At 58.1% G+C, this 21720-nt stretch carries 21 protein-coding genes; 11 read left to right on the top strand and 10 right to left on the bottom strand.

The window, feature by feature from the left end:
• Positions 1–9: 9 nt before the first annotated feature.
• Positions 10–456 (bottom strand): hypothetical protein, encoded by a 447-nt coding sequence (locus tag HMPREF2993_RS00170; protein WP_070700311.1) that lies wholly within the window; start codon positions 454–456, stop codon positions 10–12.
• On the bottom strand, positions 457–1437 hold the full coding sequence (locus tag HMPREF2993_RS00165) for a hypothetical protein (protein ID WP_083318661.1): 981 nt from the start codon (positions 1435–1437) through the stop codon (positions 457–459).
• Positions 1438–1506: 69 nt separating this feature from the next.
• On the opposite strand from HMPREF2993_RS00165, the gene HMPREF2993_RS12900 reads away from it, so the two are divergent.
• Positions 1507–1818 (top strand): helix-turn-helix domain-containing protein, encoded by a 312-nt coding sequence (locus HMPREF2993_RS12900; protein ID WP_080971166.1) that lies wholly within the window; start codon positions 1507–1509, stop codon positions 1816–1818.
• Positions 1819–2087: 269 nt separating this feature from the next.
• Here the strand turns inward: HMPREF2993_RS12900 and HMPREF2993_RS00160 are convergent, their stop codons facing one another.
• Positions 2088–3083, bottom strand: a complete 996-nt coding sequence (locus HMPREF2993_RS00160; protein WP_070456053.1) for a tyrosine-type recombinase/integrase — start codon at positions 3081–3083, stop codon at positions 2088–2090.
• A gap of 613 nt (positions 3084–3696) precedes the next feature.
• Here HMPREF2993_RS00160 and HMPREF2993_RS00155 point away from each other — a divergent pair.
• The 4 genes from HMPREF2993_RS00155 to HMPREF2993_RS00140 all read left to right on the top strand — a co-directional run bounded on the left by HMPREF2993_RS00155 (position 3697) and on the right by HMPREF2993_RS00140 (position 7273).
• A complete protein-coding gene (locus HMPREF2993_RS00155) occupies positions 3697–4365 on the top strand; it encodes a hypothetical protein (protein WP_005323141.1) in 669 nt (222 codons plus the stop codon).
• A gap of 209 nt (positions 4366–4574) precedes the next feature.
• On the top strand, positions 4575–4886 hold the full coding sequence (locus tag HMPREF2993_RS00150) for an ArsR/SmtB family transcription factor (protein WP_005323142.1): 312 nt from the start codon (positions 4575–4577) through the stop codon (positions 4884–4886).
• Positions 4883–5104: a hypothetical protein gene (locus HMPREF2993_RS00145; protein WP_005323143.1), complete on the top strand. Its 222-nt coding sequence runs from the start codon at positions 4883–4885 to the stop codon at positions 5102–5104. The genes HMPREF2993_RS00150 and HMPREF2993_RS00145 overlap by 4 nt, the downstream gene beginning before the upstream one ends.
• A gap of 561 nt (positions 5105–5665) precedes the next feature.
• Positions 5666–7273: a cation:proton antiporter family protein gene (locus HMPREF2993_RS00140; RefSeq protein ID WP_070516225.1), complete on the top strand. Its 1608-nt coding sequence runs from the start codon at positions 5666–5668 to the stop codon at positions 7271–7273.
• A 77-nt stretch (positions 7274–7350) separates the two neighbouring features.
• Here the strand turns inward: HMPREF2993_RS00140 and HMPREF2993_RS00135 are convergent, their stop codons facing one another.
• From HMPREF2993_RS00135 to HMPREF2993_RS00125, 3 genes are all read right to left on the bottom strand, one after another.
• Positions 7351–8853, bottom strand: coding sequence for a collagen-like protein (locus HMPREF2993_RS00135; protein WP_070700308.1), 1503 nt, complete (start codon positions 8851–8853; stop codon positions 7351–7353).
• Between the two features lie 367 nt (positions 8854–9220).
• Positions 9221–10630, bottom strand: coding sequence for a TetR/AcrR family transcriptional regulator (locus HMPREF2993_RS00130; protein WP_070700305.1), 1410 nt, complete (start codon positions 10628–10630; stop codon positions 9221–9223).
• A gap of 251 nt (positions 10631–10881) precedes the next feature.
• Positions 10882–11088: an antitoxin gene (locus HMPREF2993_RS00125; protein WP_070510775.1), complete on the bottom strand. Its 207-nt coding sequence runs from the start codon at positions 11086–11088 to the stop codon at positions 10882–10884.
• Between the two features lie 663 nt (positions 11089–11751).
• Here HMPREF2993_RS00125 and HMPREF2993_RS00120 point away from each other — a divergent pair.
• Positions 11752–12870, top strand: coding sequence for a site-specific DNA-methyltransferase (locus HMPREF2993_RS00120; protein WP_246822290.1), 1119 nt, complete (start codon positions 11752–11754; stop codon positions 12868–12870).
• A gap of 10 nt (positions 12871–12880) precedes the next feature.
• Here the strand turns inward: HMPREF2993_RS00120 and HMPREF2993_RS00115 are convergent, their stop codons facing one another.
• Complete coding sequence (locus tag HMPREF2993_RS00115) at positions 12881–13870, bottom strand: CE1 family esterase (protein ID WP_082254485.1); 990 nt, start codon at positions 13868–13870, stop codon at positions 12881–12883.
• Between the two features lie 109 nt (positions 13871–13979).
• Between HMPREF2993_RS00115 and HMPREF2993_RS00110 the strand changes: the two genes are divergently transcribed.
• The 5 genes from HMPREF2993_RS00110 to HMPREF2993_RS00090 all read left to right on the top strand — a co-directional run bounded on the left by HMPREF2993_RS00110 (position 13980) and on the right by HMPREF2993_RS00090 (position 18375).
• Positions 13980–14822 carry a class I SAM-dependent methyltransferase gene (locus HMPREF2993_RS00110; RefSeq protein ID WP_049154970.1) on the top strand — a complete coding sequence of 281 codons (843 nt, stop codon included), beginning with the start codon at positions 13980–13982 and terminating at the stop codon, positions 14820–14822.
• Between the two features lie 87 nt (positions 14823–14909).
• A complete protein-coding gene (locus tag HMPREF2993_RS00105; protein ID WP_210401531.1) occupies positions 14910–15848 on the top strand; it encodes an ABC transporter ATP-binding protein in 939 nt (312 codons plus the stop codon).
• 12 nt (positions 15849–15860) lie between these two features.
• A complete protein-coding gene (locus HMPREF2993_RS00100; RefSeq protein WP_070700302.1) occupies positions 15861–16658 on the top strand; it encodes an ABC transporter permease in 798 nt (265 codons plus the stop codon).
• Complete coding sequence (locus HMPREF2993_RS00095) at positions 16655–17764, top strand: sensor histidine kinase (protein WP_141758232.1); 1110 nt, start codon at positions 16655–16657, stop codon at positions 17762–17764. Before HMPREF2993_RS00100 ends, HMPREF2993_RS00095 begins: the two co-directional genes overlap by 4 nt.
• Before the next feature lie 2 nt (positions 17765–17766).
• Entirely contained in the window at positions 17767–18375 is a 609-nt protein-coding gene (locus tag HMPREF2993_RS00090) for a response regulator transcription factor (protein ID WP_049154967.1), read from the top strand.
• A 28-nt stretch (positions 18376–18403) separates the two neighbouring features.
• Here HMPREF2993_RS00090 and der read toward each other — a convergent pair whose 3' ends face one another.
• Genes der through HMPREF2993_RS00075 form a run of 3 tightly spaced genes read right to left on the bottom strand, consistent with a single transcriptional unit; the run spans position 18404 to position 21652 of the window.
• On the bottom strand, positions 18404–20032 hold the full coding sequence (der, locus tag HMPREF2993_RS00085; protein WP_070700299.1) for a ribosome biogenesis GTPase Der: 1629 nt from the start codon (positions 20030–20032) through the stop codon (positions 18404–18406).
• Positions 20025–20735 (bottom strand): (d)CMP kinase, encoded by a 711-nt coding sequence (gene cmk / locus HMPREF2993_RS00080; RefSeq protein ID WP_049154964.1) that lies wholly within the window; start codon positions 20733–20735, stop codon positions 20025–20027. Before cmk ends, der begins: the two co-directional genes overlap by 8 nt.
• Entirely contained in the window at positions 20735–21652 is a 918-nt protein-coding gene (locus HMPREF2993_RS00075) for a pseudouridine synthase (protein WP_046649236.1), read from the bottom strand. The genes cmk and HMPREF2993_RS00075 overlap by 1 nt, the downstream gene beginning before the upstream one ends.
• Positions 21653–21720: the final 68 nt, after the last annotated feature.

Here is a 21720-nt window from a genome sequence, read left to right as displayed (position 1 = left end):
ATCAGGTGTCTACCTAACAGGGGTCAGGTCCCGGTGCGGGATGTTGTCGAATGGGTCAACGACATCAAGGAAGCTGTGCAGCGCACGCCACAGGCGGTAGTACCAGTTGCTGTGCTGGGTTGCGTAAAAGTCACCTACCCGTCGTGCCTTATCGCGGCTGGGCAGGTTAAGGAGTTCTAAAGCCTTGTCTGTCGTATCAGGAGAGGCCAGGAGCGTCGTCATGGTGGTCAAATGCATGGGTTGACCAGAACGCGCCAGAATCAGGTAGAGCGCAAGGATGGTGCGGTCGTTAACGGATTTAGGCCTGCCTCCTTTGGCGGGGTCGTAGCCGTCTACTCGCCTCCAGGTGTCAAGATGGTGGCAGATGTCGGTGCGGTCGATGATGGTCAATGCCCAGGAAACGCTGGCTCCATCCAGGCGAAGCAGCGGGGTGGGTGTGGTGTTGAAGTGGGCCACCTAGACTTCGCCTCCTGCTCTCGGTTCGACGACTCGAAGCGGCGGGTAGTCTGGTTCGTCCCTGTTGCCGCTGATCCACTCACGGTATTCGGTCTCGGTGAGCGCGCCAGATTCAACGATCATGTGGTGAAACGTGTCCTGGAAGGGCTGGATGCTTCCGGTGGCATAGACCAGATGGTTAAAGTCCACGCGCTCGGCGGCATGAGTAGCGATCCAGGTATAGCGCAGCCTGGGCAGTGTCGGGGCAAGGCCGGTACTCGATGGGTTCTGGCTGGTCTTGTGGATGAAGTCAGCAATCAGGTGTGGGCCTGTGGCATCGTTGCGGCGGCGCGCCGAGTTGGGTTTTACCAGTGGTTCGTCTCTACGGTCGTCGCCCACGCCATGCAGCACTTGGCGCATGAGGTCGTCGAAAGGTGCAGTCAGCGGAACGGTACGCGGCTTTAGCCCACGACCACCGCGTGCATGAACCGCCAGCACTGTGCCAAAGTCGGTGAAGTCGCCATCACGGCAGTGATAGATTTCCTCGGTGGACATGCCAGCACCTAAAGCCAGTGACACGATGATGCAGGCCACGCGCCGCGACTCGCGGCGGGGGCGGGAGTGAACCCAGTCGTTGATTCGGATAAGTTCGCTGGCGTTGTAGGCGCGGCGCGGAGCCGTAGCTGCCGGGTAAAAGACCTCCGGTAATTCTTCTGCCCACTCCAGCGCGCCTTCTTGGCCAATGACATGGCTTGCGCAGCGGTTGAGGATGCGGCGGGTGGCATTGAGGCTGGATTTGGATAAATCCGCTGTACGGGCTTGTAAGTAGGTGCGGATCTTTCCGCCATCGCGCAGCAGGTAGATACAGCCGTCCACGGAGATGTCGTCGTACCAGCGGTCGCGCATGTAGCAAAAGTACGTGGCGAGCACGCGCTTGCGGTTGCGCTCAACGGTAGGAGTTGTAGGTGGCAGTAATCCGCGTGTCGTCAGTGTGTCGATCACAGCGTAGACCTCATTGTATTTAGACTTAGGTGGTTCGTCTTTTTCTTCTTGTTCAAAGGAAGTGGTCTCGTGGCTTCCGACCTTCCCGCCGAGGCTCCGGTCAGGCGTTACGCCAACTGGCCTAATGCCCATATCGAGGCCCACGATCCGGTCATGCGGAAATTGCAGGACTTTGCCCGCAACGTCCAGAAACTCACCCTGGACGGGAGCTACCCCAGTGCCAAAGACTTGGCCGAGGCCTGCGGTATCCCCACCTCCACCATCACCCGAATCATCCGCGGCGAGATGATCCCGACGGGACGTGTCATTGCCAATATCGAGGTCACCACAGGCAAGCCCTTGTGGCCGCGCCATCGCAGCAACCGATACGGCAGTCAGTGACCCGAGGGTTGGAAACTGCATGTTTCCGACACTGGTAAGGCGGGTGTGAGTTACATGGGTGTCGTTCATGGCTCACGAGGTGAGCACACCTACACCACGAAATAGGTGGCGGTGCCTTCTTACCTCAGACCATGAGTAAACCCGCAGGTCACAGGGTGGTTCGTCCCTGGTGCGGTCTGTGCGCCATGAGACGAGTTTTGCGTATCCGCAATCCAACTTTGCAGATGTGCAATCGCTAGGGATAGCTCAGGAAGTCTCCGTGAGCCGAGCTACAGCACGTACAGGCCTCCACCTGGGGTGCCATGAGTCGATCCTCCGGCCAAAAGAATCCGGTAGGCATGGCGGCGGTTAGCTCCGGCCTCGACCACGTAGTCCTCAAACTGGTGCAAGGACTTCAGTCCTGCCGCAGCACACAGCACATCAGCGGGAACTCCGGCTGCAATGCGGTCGATAATCCACGTATTGCGCAGCCTGCGGGTATCCGGCACCATATCCGGCGATGTACTAGGTGTTACCCGGCGGAGATACGCCGAGAGCTGGCTGACGTTCTCGTTGTCGCGGCCTGGCCTGAACAGGTAGTCCTCCGGGCCGGTAGCCATAATGACCGGCTGAAGTACCTCGATATGAGACTTGAGCAGTGGCACCTCGCGCGGGCCAGCCCCGCGGTAGCCGTGCGGAAACAGCAGCACCCCGTCGCCGTCAACACGCACGTCTTTGCCGCGCAGCGTGCAGATTTCTCCTGCGCGCAAGCCCGCACCAAGCGTGAGTGCTAGCACCGTAGTGAAGTTGCGGCGGCGGGCAGCTGTGGGTTGCGACTCGGCCCAATCCCACATCCTGTCACAGGCATAAGAGTCGTAGGGTTCAAGGGTTGGCTCGTAGCTAATCGGGTGCTGGTAGTCAGGGTTCCAGTCGTCGTTGATCACCTCCGCCACACGACACAGCAGCGAGCGCTGGGTTCCTGCGGTGGACGGGCTGAGCTTTGCACCACCTCCGGCAAGGAAGTAGTTTCCGATGATGTCGGGGTGGAAGACGGTCTCGACAGTCACCACGCCGTAGCTCACCCAGACCCAGGCGGCGAGCTTGGACACGCAGTTGAGCGTGTTGCGCAGTGCGTCGCGGCTGGTGTTATCCGGGGTGATGTTAAGTGCGCGCACGCACTCGCGGGTGAAGTCGGCAACGTGGCTCCACGGCTCAGAGCGCACGGCGTGTGGTGTGTAGTTGGCGATGATCGCCTCATAGTCGGCGGTGGTGTAGTTACTGGACATGGGCCTTTCCTTCGTCGGCACGATCGCAGTGGAATGGGGCGGTGTAGTGGATGCTACGTAGCTAGGCCACGCAGTGCACTCCGCTACACATAGTCTTGTTTGCCGATCTGCAATCTGGCAAGCAGGTGGCCCCACACCGCCAACTTCGCAGGAATTTCTTATATGGCCTGCATGTTTGCGGTTCCGCAAACATCTACCAGACGAACCACCACATCATGTTGTGGAGATCAAAAAAGGGACATGCCATATTTAGTACCCCCGCGCGAGCCTCGGACACGGCCTTAATCCTACCCACCAAGTCCTTCAAGGCCCCGCTTTGTGGCCCACAGCTATGTCCACCACAACATGTAGATCCGCTGCCCCCGGTTGTGGCTAACCGATACGTGCGCGACCTGCGCGGAGCCTCAACCACACCCCGCACCGACTAGCGTGACCACCGTCGAGCGCGATTGCGTATCCGCAATTTTGTCTTAACTCACGCGGCTTGTTGCCATACCTCGCACATCGGCAACCCACCGCGCGGACAGTTTGCGTATCCGCAAATTTCTACCTGTTACCGTGCCCGACACTTGACATTTCCACTGCTCACACCCTCAAAGGAAAGGGACGAACCATGTCCACACTCGACATGAGCACACCACTGTACTGCCAGTACTTCACCGCCGAGCTTGAGGTAGACGACCTCGCCCAAGTCACCGAAACCCTGAAACAGGGAAAACAGGTGGCCGACACCATCTTGTCCATGTCCACCGCCGCGCTCTACAACCACGTCATTAGCTTCACAGGCCCGCAGGGGCTTATCACCGAGCGCGAAATCAACGTCCTCACCGCGTTTAACTCCATGTCGGTGGCCACTGCCCCGGTGCGCGTCACGTTTGTCACCCTGGCCGACACTTACGGAAACCGTGCGGGACTCACCCGCATCCAAGGCGGTGAGTCCGCCCGCGGCCTAATCCCGCTTACCCGGTCTGTAAACGAGGCCACGGTTGCAGACATGTCTGCCACCACACCAGGACTCACCATCAATCTGCCCAATAGTGTCCACGACGACCTGATCATTCGCTGCACGACTTTTGACCCGGACGGGTGCGTTCCCGAAGCAAAGGACGAGTTTCCCGGCGTGGACTACTGCCCTAGCCTGTACCACCTTTTGCGGGACGAACCATCTCCAGGCATCGACATCACCCACGACATTATCCGCGCACTACTTCCCTACCGCGGGATCCACATGGAGGTAGAGCCGAGGATTCTCGATGGCGATGTAGACATCGAGCGGCTGTAGCTGCTGGCTACGCTGTAAGCCATGAAGGAACCCAGCTGTGGTGTGTGCTGCGGCTGGGTTTCTTCTTGGGGAGGGTGAAGAGGGGACGTGATGGGACACCGGCCACGTCTTAAGTCGGGCAGCGTCTCCGCCAGACCCGGCAGAACTTGCGCACCGCTGACTGTAAGCATATACTTACACCTGACATCGTTCGATTACGATACGGAGGGATGATGGACGCAGCACGGCTCGCTCAGATGCTCAGTGCTCTTGGAAGTGAGCCTCGGTTGCGAATTATCGCCTCCCTAGAGACGGATTCGACCCATGTCAGTGAGCTGGCCCGCCGACTCGGGATGTCTCGGCCACTGCTCTACCAGCACCTCAACCGCTTGGAAGCTGCTGGACTCATCGAGAGTGGCCTGGAACAGCTCGGAGAGAGCCGAGTGAGGAAGCACTACTGGGTCGCTCCGTTTCAGCTTGAAGTAACTCCAGACCACATTAGGCACCTGATTAATCAAGAACAGAAAAGGGAATCTTCGTGACACTTACCGCTACCGTATTTCTTGTCATCCTCGCCGCCGCATTACCACTCGCGATCTTCGTTGCTCTTACCGTCTGGGTGGTACGCACCGTCACCAGCGCACGACGCGAAACGGCGACGGCGATCGATGGTTCCAACCAACTCATCGTGGAGCATCTACGCAACATCACCGAGCGGTTGGATCGGATTGAGGCCCAACTCAGCGAGATCCCCGAGTAATCAGGCTCTTCCTTAAACAAGGGGCGCGGTGGTTTTGGCTCCGCGCTATGGGCTGTCACAGCGTATGCGCTAAGCACGTCGCGTAGACCTCCAGCAACATAAACTTGCTTGTGACTTTGGCGGCGGGGTGTGTCTCCGGTCGTGGCGTTATCCTGTCCCTCTCGCGGATAGGGGCTAGGACTGGGGACGAACCACGTGGTGTGCCCCCACCTCCGACACCGCCCCGGCCCACCTGCCGACGGAACCGGGAACGGAAACCGACGGAAACCATAGCTGTGGTTCGGGTCGTTGCAGGTGGGTGGGTAGTTTCGCAAAAGACTCTTAGGCTGGCCAGAAAACTCTGACCAGCCTTTTCTTCTGGAACGAGTCGACGGGTTAAGGCTTAAGCCTTGGGTTACTACGCCCACGGTAAATAGAGTTCAAATAATTCAATTTTTTAGCGCTTATTTACCGTGAACGACATGTATCGCCAAGCAAGGCCACTCCATGTTTCTCACCCTCATGGGGTAGATAGTGTTTCAAACTCTGGCCAAAGCTCGGGTTAGGGCACTATTACAATCCATGGAATTGTTATTGATCTACCTCGCAGTGGTGTTTGGCTGCGGCCTCGTTGCGTGGGCGGTGCGATTGCCGCCTCTCATCGGGTTTCTCGTCGCTGGCTTCGCGCTCAATGCCGGGGGTATCGAGCACGTTGAAGCGTTAGATCTTTTCGCCGACATCGGTGTCACGCTGATGCTTTTTGCAATCGGGTTGCGCCTCGATCTGAGGGCCTTGACCGACAAGGCTGTCTGGCTTACCGCCACCGCCCACGTGCTCGTGATGACCCTCCTCGGCATGGGTTTTATCACGGCTCTCGGCGCACTCGGCGCATTCGGTCCGACCAGTTTTTCGATAGCGGTCAACGTCGCCCTCGTGCTGAGTTTTTCCAGCACCATCGTGGTCGTCAAAATCTTGCAAGACCGCGGCGATGAACAAGCCCTCTACGGCAATATCTGCATCGGCGTCCTCATCATGCAGGACATCATCGCTGTCGTCTTCATGAGCATCCTGCGGGGAGAGCCGCCAAGCTTAGCGGCCGTGTTGCTTGTCCTCATCGTCCCGCTGCTAGCGCTGACTACTCGCCGCTGGTACAAGCTCGGGCACGGTGAGCTGGGCGCGCTCTTTGGCATCGTCATGGCGCTGCTGCCTGGTTATGCTCTCTTCGAGTGGGTCGGCCTCTCCGGAAGCCTCGGCGCGCTCATCATGGGCGTGGTGCTCTCCCGCTCCCCTGGCGCAGAACAGCTCAGCCATTCACTGTTTACCCTCAAAGAACTGCTGCTGGTTGGCTTTTTCGTCAACATCGGTTTCCTGGGCCTACCAACGTGGCACAACATCGTCGACGCCGGGTTGCTCCTGCTGCTTTTGCCCATCCAGGGCCTCGCTTACTGGGCAATCCTGTGGATGTTGGGACTGCGCAACCGCACTTCTGTCCTTGCTTCCCTGTTGCTGGCGAATTACTCTGAGTTCGCCCTTATCATTGCCGCTGTGGGAGTACAGGACGGCTGGCTCAACCAGCGCTGGCTGCTGTCACTCGTGCTCGCTGTTTCGTTGAGCTTTGTCATCTCGGCAATCCTCAACCCACAAAACGTCTCGCGAGCTACACACCTAGCCAAGCGACTGCCGGCCCGCCCACCGCACAAGATTCACCCGGAGGATCGCCCCATCGAGCTTGGCGACGCCCATGCGCTCGTCCTCGGCGTAGGACGGCTCGGCCTTTCCTGTTACAAGGAGCTCGTCGACGTCTACGGCGCCAATGTTTTGGGAGTGGAACACGATCCAGCACGAGTTCGCCATCTCCAAGAGAGTGGCTACAACGTCGTGGAGGGCGATGCAACAGATATCGACTTCTGGGAGCGCGTCAAGGACAGCCACCAGATCGATATGATTATGCTCGCCATGCCGGCCCAGCACGCGAACGTAGACGCCGTCAAGGAAATCTACGCTTCCCGCATCAATACCGAAGAATGCACCATCAGTTCGGTGGCCATGTACCGTGAAGACGTCGAGGACCTGCAGGAGCTCGGGCTCAGTGTCGTTGTGCACTTGCAGGACGGTGCCGGCGAATCCCTAGCGGAGCGAACTTTTACGGAGAATCAGCTACGGCACTTGCGCAACGAGGGCGAGCTTTAGAAAACGTCCTCCGCGGCATCCAGCCCGCTCCCTGCTGAGACCGGCTCCTGTGTCCGGACTCAGCGTCCAATGGGTGCTTAGCTGTTAGCACGCCACGGGATCCCCTCCTTGGGCAGGTAGCCCAAAAGGTAGAGGTAATCCATCGCGCCCAGAATAGAAACGACGAGACCGCCACCGAGGATAGCTGCGAGGAATGTGTAGCCAGCCATGGAGGAGGAATCGACGTCCTTTCCGTCTTGACCGTCTTTGCCATCCTTCCCGTCAGCGCCGTCGCGGCCATTTAGACCGTTAAGACCGTCGCGCCCGTCCTGGCCATCGACGCCATCGCGGCCGGGTGCGCCCGGTGCACCGTTGGCACCGTCGCGGCCATCCTTGCCGTCGATACCATCCTTACCGTCTTTTCCATCGCGGCCTGGTTCACCGTCCTTACCGTCTTTGCCGTCCTGAGCCTCAGCACCGTCGGTGGTAGAAGTCGAGGGTTCGGTCGTCGTAGGCGTCTCAGACTCCGATTCCTCGGGCTCGGTGGTCTCAGAAGGGCTCGGCGTTACTGAGCTAGACGGCTCAGAAGACGCGGGGGATTCTGAAGGCTCAGTGGTATTAGACGTCGAAGGAGAAGCGGGCTTGTCGTTGCTTACCTTCTTGCCATTGAGCATATCCGCACACTTCTGACCAGCTGGTGCATTGATTTCTGCGAGCGCGGAGGCAGAAGCCGAAATATCTGAGAGAGTAGACTCAATTTCCTTTCGCTGGGTCTTGCTCAACTTCAAATCCTTGGCTGCGCTGGCGCCTGGGAAGAGACCTGCGATGGTGACAGCGGCATTGAAGATCTTCAGAACGGTGGCCACACCATTGCCAAAAGCACCATCAGCAAATTTGATGAGACCAGAAACGGTCTTCTTAGCGGCATCTGGATTCTTTAGATCCACCTCTGCATCAGCGTTATCAATCTTGGCGATGGCCATGCCTTGCGCGCGTGCGAGATCCCAGGTGACGTCCTTGTTTGCCTCACCATCACGAACAAGTTTGGCAATTCCCTCCCACGAGCTTGCGCCAATCTTCTTGATGAAGTCAGAAGGCACAAGTTCACCGACGACTGGGATTACTTCCCACACCGTCTGGAGCAGCTTGTTTCCACCGTCGTAGAAAGCCCGTGCAAGGTCCAGCTTGCGCTCGAGAATCTCGCCTTCTTTGCCTGGGGCATCGGTGATCTCACACACCAATTTGCCGTTCTTCTCTACGACCTTGATAGTCGCGTCAGCCGTCGATGCCTCGGCGGTTTCCAGCTCATCGAGTGTCGTTGGCTTGCCGTTTTCCGCGCCGTAGAAGCCAAAGTCGTTGTCTCGGGATTCACGCTCCAACTCCTCAATGGTGTTGTCGCCAGCGTTGTTTGAATCGATCAGGTTGCCGTCTTCGTCGAAGGCGGTGCCATTGACGTCGACAGTGTCAGCGCCGGACTGTTCGTGGACAAAAGACGTATCGCTCGGCTCCTCAACGGCGAAGGTCTGCGGGGCGACAATAACGGAAGAAAAGGTTGCTACGGCCACTGCGGTGGCAACGATGCGAGAGTGTAGGGAACGCATGCGAAGTCTTTCTTGCAAGTTGATGAGCACACACTTAACACAGTGAGCTAAGTGCTTAAGGTTCGGACGTGGTCACCATACAACCGTCGAAATATATTTTCGACATTTGAGTAACTATTCGTTACCCCCGCTTGGAAACCCCCAGTTCAGCATCAGTGCAGTTCACAGCGTCAACATCGTTGACAATACGATTATCTTACCCCCATCACCAACGGGCAACTTGCGGATAGACGCCGAGTTTAGCCGCCGACACACCAGCCCTCCCCAGGTACCAATAGAACGAACTACCCGCTTTCACATTAAGAAAGCGGGTAGAGAAACGGCGACGATGACGCGCCAAGAGGCAATTCTCAGTTACGTTGCTGCATTAGTCAGTCGTGCCACTAAGACTGCGCATGATGCCACCAAATTCAATGTCCATATAGTGGGTGAGAATCTCGAAAATATAGTCAGAATCAAACCCACGCAAGGGACCCTTGGTACTCAGCATGGCTAGACCATGAGCGCCCGCCCACACGGAAATCACCAAGGTGAATAGAACCCACGGAGTGCGCGGCCCGTCAACTTCATCGATTGCCTCACGCATGAGAGACATAATGAAGCCAAAAGCCCGTCCAAATTCGCTAAAGTCACGTTGGAGCTCAACCGCTTTGTTCGCGTTCGGCAAAAAGTCGTCCTCGAAGGACATGGGAACAATCGGCCCGGACGCGATCTTGATGAGAGCTTCAAAGCCCATCGGATCAGCCAACGCATGCGAGACGTAGCCGTACCCGGTGGCCTTAATCTTGGACATTGCTTTAGCGTCTTCCGGAAGCGCAGCTACCTGCCGGAAAATGAACTCATAGTTGACCTTGTCCAAATACCGCTCAAGGAAGCTGGCCAGCTCTTGATCGCTTTCAATCAGATGCTCAGCTTCCTGCACACTAAGGCCCGCCCGCTTCGCAGCACCACCGATATGAAGGCCGGTAACGCCGTGGTCAAGCGCCTCCTCAATAGCACCACGCAGCAACGCCGTACGCTGTTCATCCTCGGTTCCCCGTGGGTAATCCTTGGCCTTTGCTACCAACGCTTCCGGCTGCTCTCCCACCAAGCCATAAGGAATAGTGCGCTCGACGCGCTCTCCCCTAAAGAATGGGTAGAGGCCGACACTCAGGGTGTCCATAACAGCGCCAAATGTCTGCTTTTTCGCTGCCGGCGACAGGTAACGCAGGATTCCTTCAGCTGCCAGTTGCGTCACGCCGTGTAGGTGGGAAAAAATCGACAGCGCCGACAACAAGGTTCCACTAACATCAGGATCTACTCCGCCAGATTCCTTGATAGCCTCCTCGGTCAACTCAAAAAGAATCTGCATGATAGGACATATTTCGACATCCCCATCAGAATTAACAAAGTCCTCTACAGTAACGCCGACCCGAGGAGTTGCATGAACCGCAGAAAATGCCGCAAAGGCAGAAGGATCCTCCACCGCGAAGGAGAAATACGCCAGCGCCGTGGCGCGAAGCTTATCCACGGCCGTCGCATTCTCAGGCAAACGCTGGAGATGCAGATCAACGACTGAGGTCAGCGCCTCGTTCAGGGTGCGCTTGGTTTCCTTTACAAGCTCAGCTTCAGAGGCAAAGAGCTCTTGGGCTTCCGCTAGCGGAACATCCACTTGATCGGCCACCTCCCGGAGGCGCACCTCATCAATGCCCGCTTTGGCAATAACCCGACCGGCCTGCTCAATAAGGAGCTGGCGCGAGGGTTGGTTACCTTGTTCCACACCTACTGAAGTAATCACAGAATTCAGCTTACCTAGGAAACAATCACTTTTAGGCCCATAAACAAAGGATAGGAATATACACAGGTTTTCTTAAGCTTTCGCCCGCACTGCAAGACAATCCACCCCCGTCACCCCAAATTCAAAGTATACGTTGCTGTAAAACTTATACAGTCCCGCCCGCTATGCGGACGGGACCCCTGAGCGTTCAGGCTACGTGTCGCACAATGCCGGAACCTTGATGTGGCTCGGAACCAAGCGCGACAATCGCTTTACTTCTGCTCATCCCCCTGAGGAGCCTCAGCGCCCTGGTTGCCAATGCGCTCATCGAGCTGGTCGCGAGCGGAGTCAATCTTATCCGCCTTATCCTCGCCCAGCTTGCCCTTAGCAAGATCTGCACCCTTATCCAGTGCGCTATCCGAAATCTGCTCGCCCTTATCGGAGTTCAGAGCATCCTTTGCCTTGTCAAAAATACCCATTACTTTGTTCCTTCCTTAAGTAAATACTGCCCTAACAGTGGTGACCCTCACGGCTCGAATGTGCCGAATACTGCGTAATGCCGGCAACAGTGGGAGACGTTAGCCGGCTCCCCGCGCAACAAGCACGTGCACTACGGTCGCCACTTTCAAGCTGAGCGCCATCACGTCCCCCCACCGTACCGACGAGCCGTACTCTTCGCCACAAACGTTATAAATCGTTATACATCTAGAGCACGAGTTAAAGGAAGACTTTCACACACTGAGAGTTCTCAGAATCGTTCTTAAAGTCTACCCCCTCCGGTTACCCCTTTTCGTTCAACAACTTGGCGCGTGCCGCCACTCTCTCATTTGTGAACCCTTGTACTCTGGGACACAATTCACATGTGCTCATTCTTGCCGCGTCGCGCGGCACGTACTGCACAACGTCATTGACCGCTCACTTACCTTTAAAGATCGAAGTCGAAACCTCGGCGCACCACAATGCCTTCCTTTCATTCTCATTCCGCACACCAATCTGTAGCTCGTCCTTCTGAAGAGCTGCCTTCCTCTGAGCTAGACATTCCCTCAGCCCCTCATGGCAAATCGGTCTTTGGCCTTGTGTGGCCGGGTAAGGAGGCGGCTGCGGCGCAGGCCACGAACAAGGCCACTCGGACAAGAACACTGATGAGCGGTCCTCATTCGGCCCCCAACAGCGTGACGGTGGCGGATAATCTCGACGCCTTAAAGGATTTCATTGCACAGGGGATGCGAGCGGACATCATCTACATTGATCCGCCCTATAACACCGGCAAAGATTTTGTCTACCGCGATAATTTCCGCCAACGCCGAGAGATGCGCTCAGAGCACTTTGGACAGTGGCATGCCGAGTGGCTTTCTATGATGTTGCCACGCTTGATCCTGGCTCGTGAGGTGCTCGCCGATACCGGCTTCATCATCGTGTCCATCGGTGAGTCAGAAAGCGCTCACCTGCGCCTACTACTCAACGAGGTTTTCGGTGAGGACTGCTTCGCCGGGCAATTCATTTGGAAGAAGGGCGGGACCGGCAAGAATGATTCCAAATATGCGGTTCTCGAGCACGAGTACATCCTTTGCTATGCCAAGTCACCTTCAAATGCCGGATTCAACCTGGACTTGGAAGCGCACACTTCAACCCGCTATAACCACAGCGATGAGAAAGGGAATTATTCACTCGTGCGGTTGGATTCTAAGACCTTGGGATACTTATCAAGCCTCGACTTTCCCATCGTTGGCCCCAATGGCCACGAATATTGGCCGCACCAGCCGGAGGGCAAGTCGGGCGTCGCGCGGTGGCGTTGGGGTAAAGACAAGGTCGCTGAGCATTATGAGGAGCTGGTCTTTCGGCGCGGCTTTGTCTACACCAAGAACTACGAAAAGAATGGTGCGCGTCCCCGTTCCATTCTCGATGGGGAACGTTTTGGGGTCACTCGAACAGGCCGTCGTGACGCCGAAGAAGCACTTGGTGTCACGGGAGTCTTCGACTTCCCCAAACCTGTGCGCCTCATCAAGCATCTACTGTCCATCACCGGCGGCACGGACGCGGTAGTCCTTGATTTCTTTGCAGGCTCAGGAACCACTGCCCAAGCCGTCGTTGAGCTCAACCGCGAGGATAACGGTCAACGCTCATTCCACTTAGTCCAAATACCCCACCCCACCGAGCCGTCTAGTGCCGCGCGCCACGCGGGTTTTGAAACGGTCGCGGATATCTGTCTAGCGCGGGTTCGCTCCCTCGATACTCCTTGTGCGCATTTCACCTTGAGGTGATAGCCCGGCTCTAGGCCACATTATGCTCTTCTGTGCCTTCGGGCCTGCCAGGGATTCCGAAGAAATCTAGCACCGCATCGGTGGCGAAGCCTTCTCCCACCTCAATTTTCGTAGAGTTGTTACCACCCGGCCACACGTGCGATCCCCCCTCAATGCGGATGTGCTGAAGCGGAGCCTGGCACCCGGTCCACGTCTCTCTGGTCGCACCGTTTGTGAGGCGTACCGACTCGACGTCGCCGCGGCACTTGTTGCGTTTCTGATGCTGCCCGAGCACCTCTGCAACGGAAGAATAAGCCGTGCCATGACGCACACCGCCTTCATAGTTGACCACGGGATCCTTAGTTCCGTGAATGTCCAAACGGCCTACCGGTCGATCAGAACAGTCCGTATGGATTCCTTCGTAGTATGCAGCTGACACGGTAGCTACTGAACGAAAAGTCCCTGGCATCCGGCACGCCAAGAAGGCCGCAAACCCTCCGCCATTAGACAATCCAGCCGCGAAAATGGCATTGTCGTCCACCTCATAAGTGGCCCGCAGGCTATCCACAATTGTGCGCACAAAGTCGAGGTCTTCTTCCGCGCTCGTCACTGCGTAAGGTGCTGGGGCCCACGCCGCCTTCTCCCCAGCAGGGTAAGCCACGATGGCATCAGCAGCATCAAACTGGCTGTACTTCTCCATATTTTCAGGCGAATCCGTATACCCGTGGAAAGAAAGCAGCACCGGCCACGCGCGCTCCGGGGTGTAATTCTCAGGCACGTGAAGTAGGAAACTGCGCCCAGAGGCTAGCTTCATCTTCTTTGTGTGCCCCGGCTCAGGGCCGACGAGCATGGGCGCTACCGGGATACCGAGATCATTTGTCCATGCTGCTTCAGGTGTCGGGGATGTCGGGGCTTCCTGGGATGTTCCACACGACGCCAACGCTAGCGCGCAGACAGCGCTGGCCGCTAGACCGACGAGCGTGTGCACTGGGCGCGGCCATGCTGTAGACGTTTTACCCATTGTTCCCCCTCAACACTCTCACTTCTGCGCGCCAATAAATCCTCGTCCACCTTAAAACATCGCACCGACATCTACGAACCCGCAGCGCCACGGTAAATTTGAGAGTATCATGTGCTCCTCGCCTTCCGAACCATCTGTTTCCTCCAGCGCCTCTCCCGCTCACCCTCTGCCCGAGCACTACCCCAGCTACCGTCGGGCTTCGGGGAAGGAGGCGCCCAGCTTCGGCACTGCCCAACAACGCAGGCATTCCGCGCAAGCTTTTAGCGAAGGCGCGGAGACCTACCATGACGTGCGCCCGGGTTACCCACGCGAAGTGTCGCAGCTCATCGCTTCTGCGCACACAGTTCTCGATGTTGGTGCAGGAACCGGCAAACTTACTGAATCCCTGACCAATTCCGTCGTCTATGCCAGCGATCCATCCCCCGACATGACGCGTGTCCTGCGCCGGCTCGGGGTGCCGTGCTGGCGCGCCACCGCCGAGAACACAGCGCTCGCCAGCTCCTCCCTTGATGCCCTCACCTGCGCGCAAACCTGGCATTGGGTCGACGTCGACAAGGCATGTGCAGAATTCGACCGAATTCTTCGGCCGGGTGGCAAGGTCCTTTTGGTATGGAACACCCTTGACGTCAATGCAGACCCGTGGATCCTGCGCCTTTCCCGCATCATGCACTCCGGTGATGTCCACCGTCCCGGCTTTTACCCATCCTTTACCGCGCCGTGGACACTTCGTGAGGAGCTGCGCCTTACGTGGGAACACGAGCTCACCCCTGAGGACCTGCATGAGCTAATGCATACTCGCTCGTATTGGCTTCGCAATGGAGAAAGAATCCACGAGCGCATGACCTACAACCTCAACTGGTATCTCTATGAGCACATGGGTTTTAAGCCCGGCCAGGTCCTGCGTATTCCGTACCGAACTGATGCTTTCGTGCTGGCGCGCTCAAGTGAGTAGCCAACTCCGTCAACCATGACAACTGTCATCCCGGATTCGTGACACCCTATCTACGCTGTGAAAACCTTCGCGCCATAGCGTGAAGGTATGAGCACGACACGTACCACCCCACCGGCAATCGAGGTCAACGGTGTAAGCAAAACCTTCAACGCCTCCTCCCGCAATCCTGTGCGCGCGCTTCACGACGTCTCTCTGAGCATTGAGCAAGGTGAAATCGTCGGCCTCTTAGGCACTAATGGCGCCGGCAAGACCACGCTGCTTGACCTCATCCTGGGACTGACCACCCCAACCTCAGGGTTTATTAGTGTGCTTGGCGCCTCTCCATCTCATGCCTCTAAAAGTGGGCGTATCGGTGCCGTCATGCAATCTGGCGGCTTACTACCGGAGATAACCGTGAAGGAAACCCTTGAGCTTCTCGGTGCCGCGTTTCCCGTCCACCGCCCCTATAAGGAGATCATCGAGCGCGCCAACTTGGGCTCTATCCTCTCGCGTCGGGTGGGCAAGTGCTCTGGCGGCGAGCAACAACGTCTGCGCTTCGGGCTGGCCTTGTTGGGAGATCCGGAGGTGCTGCTTCTCGACGAACCAACCGCAGGCATGGACGCCGGCGCCCGCCGTCATTTTTGGGAGGCCATGCACGAGGAAGCTAGCGCTGGGCGAACGATTCTTCTCACCACTCACTATCTCGAAGAGGCCGATACGTTTGCGCAACGCATCATCATGCTCAACAGGGGCGAGATTCAAGCTGATGGCTCCACCGAGGAGATCCGCAATGCAAACGCCACCCGTACCATCCGTGCCAGCTTCCCCGACGGGATTCCGGACAACCTCGTGACCGGGTCTTTTCCAGGGGTGCTGTATCAAGAGCACACAGACACCGGCCTGTCCATCACGACCCGAGACTCTGATGCGCTTGCTCGCTACTTACTCACCGAAACCACGGCCCGGGACATCACGATTTCCGGCCATAGCCTCGAAGACTCCTTTATGGAGCTCTCTAACGCTTCCCCCGACACGACTACCCCATAAGGAGACCCCACGATGAGCATCAACAATGCCGTAACTCCCACGCTCGGGACAACCCTCAACTACGCGACCCACGACCTTAAACGTCTGCGCCGAGACCTGCCCACGCTCTTTTTCAGCATCGGCCTGCCAATCATTTTCTATATCCTCTTTGGCGCGATGCAAGAGTACGGCGACATCGAATTCAACGGTGGTAATGTCGCTGCACTGGTCATGATCGGCATGGCGCTCTACGCAGGAGCCACTGGCGCTGTGGGTGCAGCCGGATCTATGGTCGCAGAGAATCGCGCGGGTTGGGGCCGCCAACTAGCGTTGACTCCCCTTCGGTCTTCCCAGCTAGCCGTTGCCAACTTTCTCAACATCTCGGTTCGTGCCATCCTGCCCATTGCCGCTGTCTTCATTACCGGTGGGCTGACCAAGGCGTCCATGCAGCCGGACCAGTGGACGCTAGCTTTTCTCATAACTGTTGTCTGCGCCATTCCCTTCGGCTTCTACGGCATGGCCTGCGCTATGCTCATTCCCTCGGAAAACACCGTCTCCGTAGCGACCTCGACCATCGTCATACTTGCGTTTGCCGGGAACGTATTCATGCCGCTGAAGGAATCGCTGTTGGAGGTAGGTCGCTTCACCCCAATGTATGGCGCGCAAGCGCTTGCCCGTTGGCCCCTTTCTCAAGGCTCCCAGATGATCAATGGCGAACGCCTCTTCATTGAGGACCCGATCTGGTACGCATACGTTAATATCGCTGTATGGACGGTGGTGTTCGTCGGGCTATGCCTGCTTTTGCACAAGCGCGACAAGGAGCGAGCATGATGCGGAACTTCAGACCACGTGACGCTGCTTTCGCCGCTGTCTGGCTCATCTTTCTCCTACCGGTGCTGCTGCAGTTCCTCCTCCAGCCCAGCTATTCCACCGCCCAGCGAACCTGGGCGGTTATTATCACCGCGGTGTTTTGTGCTGCTTACCTTGTCTCTTTCGGTACGGTGCACGACTATCCACGTGGGTGGTCACATAACCATCGAGTAGCTATCCGGTGGGTTATTCTCGCGCTGATCGCGCTTGCCGCCGTCCCTTCTCACGGCGCCTGGATTGTGGTCTTCGTGCCCTACCTCGGAGCCTTGATCGCTTTCACACTGCCGCTGAAAACTGCTGCCACCATCATTGCGTTCACCGGACTCGTAGCTAGCATTCCCGTCTGGGTGTACGACCGCCCACGCTTTGTTGACCTCGCAATAATCCTCTTCGGCTGGCCCCTCCTTATCTTGGCCCTCGGTGCTCTTTCCCAGCGCGAAGACACCGAGACAGCTTTACGCCACGACCTAGATCTGTCTCAGCAACGAGAGGACATTGCCTCCGATATCCACGATCTTCTTGGCCATACCCTGACGGCTATCAATCTCAAGGCCGAAGTGGCCCGCCGGCTCATCGACCGCGACCCTACCAAGGCCGCTGCCGAGCTCGAGGAGATTAGTTCGCTTTCTCGGTTATCCCTTGCCGAGGTCCGCTCCACTGTTACTCGCATGAAGAACCCCACCTTTGCTGGCGAAATTCAAGCCGCGCGGCGCATTCTGGAAACCGCCGGAATCCAAGCTCACCTTCCAGAGACTCTCACCCAGCCACGGGCTCATGAAGATCTGTTCTCGTGGGCACTGCGCGAGCTCACCACCAACGTTGTACGTCATTCGGGTGCCACGCAGTGCTGGGTGATGCTCACTGAAGATTCCCTCCAGGTCACGGACAACGGCAACGGCTTCACGGAGGATGCCACGCAGGCGCTTGCCGACGGCCTCACGGGTCTCGCCGGCCTTCGCCACCGTGCAGAAGCTGTCGGTGGCGAGGTCATTGCTCAGCGTGCCGAAGGTGTGACCACGGTCCTCCTCGCCTTGGACGGCCACCGGCTGATTCAACAGGTGCGATAGTTATGAGCGAACACATCCGCGTACTCATCGCCGAAGACCAATCCCTGGTCCGGGGCGCTCTCACCGCTTTGCTGAGTACCGAACCCGACATCGACGTCGTTGCCGAGTGTTCCACCGGAGCCGAGGTCGCCGCACTCGTTGCTGAGCATCAGGTAGACGTCGCTCTACTCGACATTGAGATGCCCGGAATGAACGGTATCGATGCCGCAAAGTCTATCGCCAATACTCACTGCCGCAGCCTCATCGTCACCACGTTTGGCCGTCCCGGTTACGTCAAACGCGCCCTCAACGCGGGCGTCGATGGCTTCCTCGTCAAAGACACTCCCCCGGAGGAACTCGCCGATGCCATCCGCCGCGTCCACTCGGGTCTGCGTGTCATCGATCCGCAGCTTGCTCAGGACATACTCTTTACTCCCGACAACCCGCTGAGCGAACGGGAAGTCGAGGTGTGCCGCCTACTGGTTCGCGGCCTCGGCTCCGCCGATATCGCAGCACACCTCCATCTCAGTGGAGGTACGGTGCGCAACCACGTTTCGGCCATCATGACGAAAACACAGGCAAGTAACCGATTTGAGGCCGCGCGGCGCGCCGAGGCAAACGGCTGGATCTAGACGCTTGCGTGCTCTCAGCCCACACTAGCTATCGGCGTTGACGGCGCTCGCGCACGCGCACCGCGATGCGCACGGGCGAGCCATGGAAACCGAAACGCTCGCGGAACTTGCGCTCCAAATAGCGGCGATAGCCCGCATCCAAAAAGCCGGTGGTAAACAGCACGATGGTCGGCGGCTGTGTCGAGGCCTGGGTAGCGAACAGCACGCGCGGGAGGCGGTTGTTGTTCATTGGCGGCGGATTCGCAGCAATCGCCTCACGCATCCAGTTGTTGAGCTGACCAGTAGACACGCGCTGGTCCCAGCTCTCGAGAGCCTCAATCATGGCAGGCTCTAGCTTCTGCAGGGCGCGGCCAGTCTCCGCCGAGATATTCACGCGGGTCACCCATGGCAGATGCCGCAGGTTCTCATCGATTTCGCGCTCCAAGTAGTAGCGGCGATCCTCGTCCACAAGGTCCCACTTATTGAAGGCGATGACCAGGGCCTTACCGGCTTCCAGAATCATGTTGAGGACGCGCTGATCCTGCTCGGAGACTTCCTGGGAAGCGTCGATAAGCATGATGCATACCTCGGCAGCATCAATCACGCCGCGCGTGCGCAGCGAAGCGTAGTACTCATGGCCCTGCGCGTTCTTAACCTTCTTGCGCAGGCCCGCAGTATCAATGAATTTCCACAGGCGCTGATCTAGCTGCACCAAGGAGTCAACCGGGTCGACCGTCGTGCCGGCGGCATTGTCAACCACGGAGCGCTCCTCCGCCGTCAGCTTGTTTAGCAAGGAGGACTTGCCCACGTTCGGCTTGCCCACCAGCGCCACGCGGCGAGGACCAGAGGTAATCGAGGAATGACGCGGCTCCTCCGGGAACAAACGCAGAATTTCATCCAAGACGTCGGCGCCGCCGCGGCCATGCTGGGCGGATACCGGCCATGGATCACCCAATCCAAGCCCGTAAAACTCGGCCATATCTGCGTACATGGTTTCCGAGTCAAACTTGTTGGATACCAGGATGACCGGGACCTCGGAGCGCTGCAGCTTTCGAGCCATGACCGCATCGGTCTCGGTGATGCCTACCTTGGTGTCCACCACGAACACGATGACATCGGCGGTCTCCATGGCCTGTTCGGCCTGACGTGCGATGGCGGCGTGGATGCCCTTGACGTTGGGATCCCAACCACCGGTGTCCTGAACGAAGAAGCGCTGTCCGTTCCAGTCCGCCACGTAGGACACACGGTCACGAGTCACACCTGGGTGGTCCTCCACCACGGCTTCGCGGCGGCCGAGAAAGCGGTTCACCAGGGAAGACTTACCCACGTTCGGGCGGCCGACAACGGCCACTGTGCAGAGGTTTTCCTCCGTGTGCTCCTCGCCCACGCCAAAGGCGTGAGATAGCGCCTCCCACTCTTCTTCGCTGAGCGGGTTCTCACCTTCAGCGATATCTTCTTCCTCGCCGAAATCGGCTTCGCCGAACTCGGAGTCGTCGAATTCCGACTCATCGAATTCATAGTCGAAGTCCTCAGAATCGAAATCCTTCTGCGCCCACCCGCCATGCGGATCGCGCACGACCTCTTCCTCGAGTTTGCCTACCGGGTAATGAAATTCCGTCTCGAATTCTTCCGGCTGCTGCTCGGGATTCACGTCAGGGTTCTGCGGTCCATTAGTCATGTGAGGCCTCCTTTGCGGCCGATTCTTCGACGACGGCGATGAGGGCATCGAGAACCTCGTCTGGGGTCATCTCAGAGGTATCCACGAGTACGGCGTCCTCGGCTGGGCGCAACGGCGAGGTGGCGCGGGAGGAGTCGGCGGCGTCGCGCCGTTCGACGTCGGCAAGCACGGTGTCAAAATCTGAGTCAATACCCGCCGCACGGTTCTGATCGTGGCGGCGCTGCGCACGGACCTCGGCGCTGGCCGTCATGAAAGCCTTGGCAGGAGCATCAGCGAGCACCACGGTGCCGATATCGCGGCCCTCGACGATCGCGCGGTGTGCCTTCGCGGCAAGGTTCCGCTGCAGCTCCACGAGGTTCTGGCGTACCTCCGGGATGGCAGATACTGCCGACACGTTGCGGGTTACCTCGTCCTCGCGGATCACGCGGGAGACGTCCTCGCCGGCAAAGATGACCTGAGTGGAATCCGGATCATCGGAGACCTCCAGAGGCAGGTTTGCGGTTGCGGCGATGACAGCGTCGGTATCCGCTGGGTCCACGCCCGCGCGCAGCACGGCAAGGGTAGCCACGCGGTACATGGCGCCGGTATCGACATACTTCGCGTCGAGGCGCTTGGCCAACGCGCGGCAGGTCGTGGACTTTCCGGTGCCCGACGGGCCATCCACGGCCAGAACGAGTCCCTGGTTTGGCATGTTTGAAATCATTACATCCCCACCGCCTTGTACAGGCTGGTTAATTCGTTGGAGTTCAATGCGCGCAAGGAGCCGGGCTTCATATCGCCCAGCTGCACGGTGTGGAGCTTGGTGCGCACAAGACGCTGGACCGGAAAGCCGGCCTCCTTCAGCATGCGGCGCACGATGTGCTTGCGGCCTTCGTGCAGCTCAAGACGCACCAGCGAATAGCCCTGGTTTTTGTCCACGATCTGCACATAGTCCGCCTTCGCCGGGCCGTCTTCTAGTTCAACGCCCTCGCGCAGCTGGCGAACCAGCCTCTTATCGGCCTCACCCAAAACGGTGGCCAGGTAGGTCTTGGTGACCTCGTACTTAGGATGCATGAGGCGGTTGGCCAGCTCACCGTCGTTGGTGAGCAAAAGAAGGCCCTCGGTATCCGCATCGAGGCGCCCGACGTGAAACAGGCGCTGGCCTGCCACGACCCGATCCGCTACGACATCGCCCACGCACGGACGACCCATGTCATCCGACATAGTGGACTGCATGCCGCGGGGCTTGTTGAGTACGAAGTACTGAGTTTCTTCGTTGACGTTGATGCGTGTGCCATCGACGCGGATCACGTCCGTGTTGGGGTTAACTCGGGTGCCTTGGGTGATGATGACCTGGCCGTTGACCTCAACGCGGCCCTCATCGATGAGAATCTCTGCATGGCGGCGGGAGGCAACGCCGGCCTTGGCCAGCACCTTCTGGAGGCGTTCGCCTTGGTTCTGGGAATTCTTCTTAGCTTTACCGTCTACCAGCCAGTCCGCGCCCAAGTCGCGGGCGACGGAATCGGCGGTGGCCTTCTTCTTTACATGCTGATGGCGGGCCGGCTTAGCGTTCGAGACAATCATGTCGCTGTCTCGCTTTTTCTTGTCCGGTGTGCCATCGCGGCGAGCGGGTGGAGTCACGGATGTGTCCTCTCAATAGTTCTTCAATTTGCGGCGCGCGGAATCACGCCGTTGTCCGGCCGCAATCC

This window comes from Corynebacterium sp. HMSC068G04, assembly GCF_001814885.1.
Lineage (GTDB): Bacteria > Actinomycetota > Actinomycetes > Mycobacteriales > Mycobacteriaceae > Corynebacterium > Corynebacterium hiratae.
The sequence above is the reverse complement of the archived record's forward strand: the minus strand, read 5'-3'. Positions and strand labels throughout refer to the sequence as shown.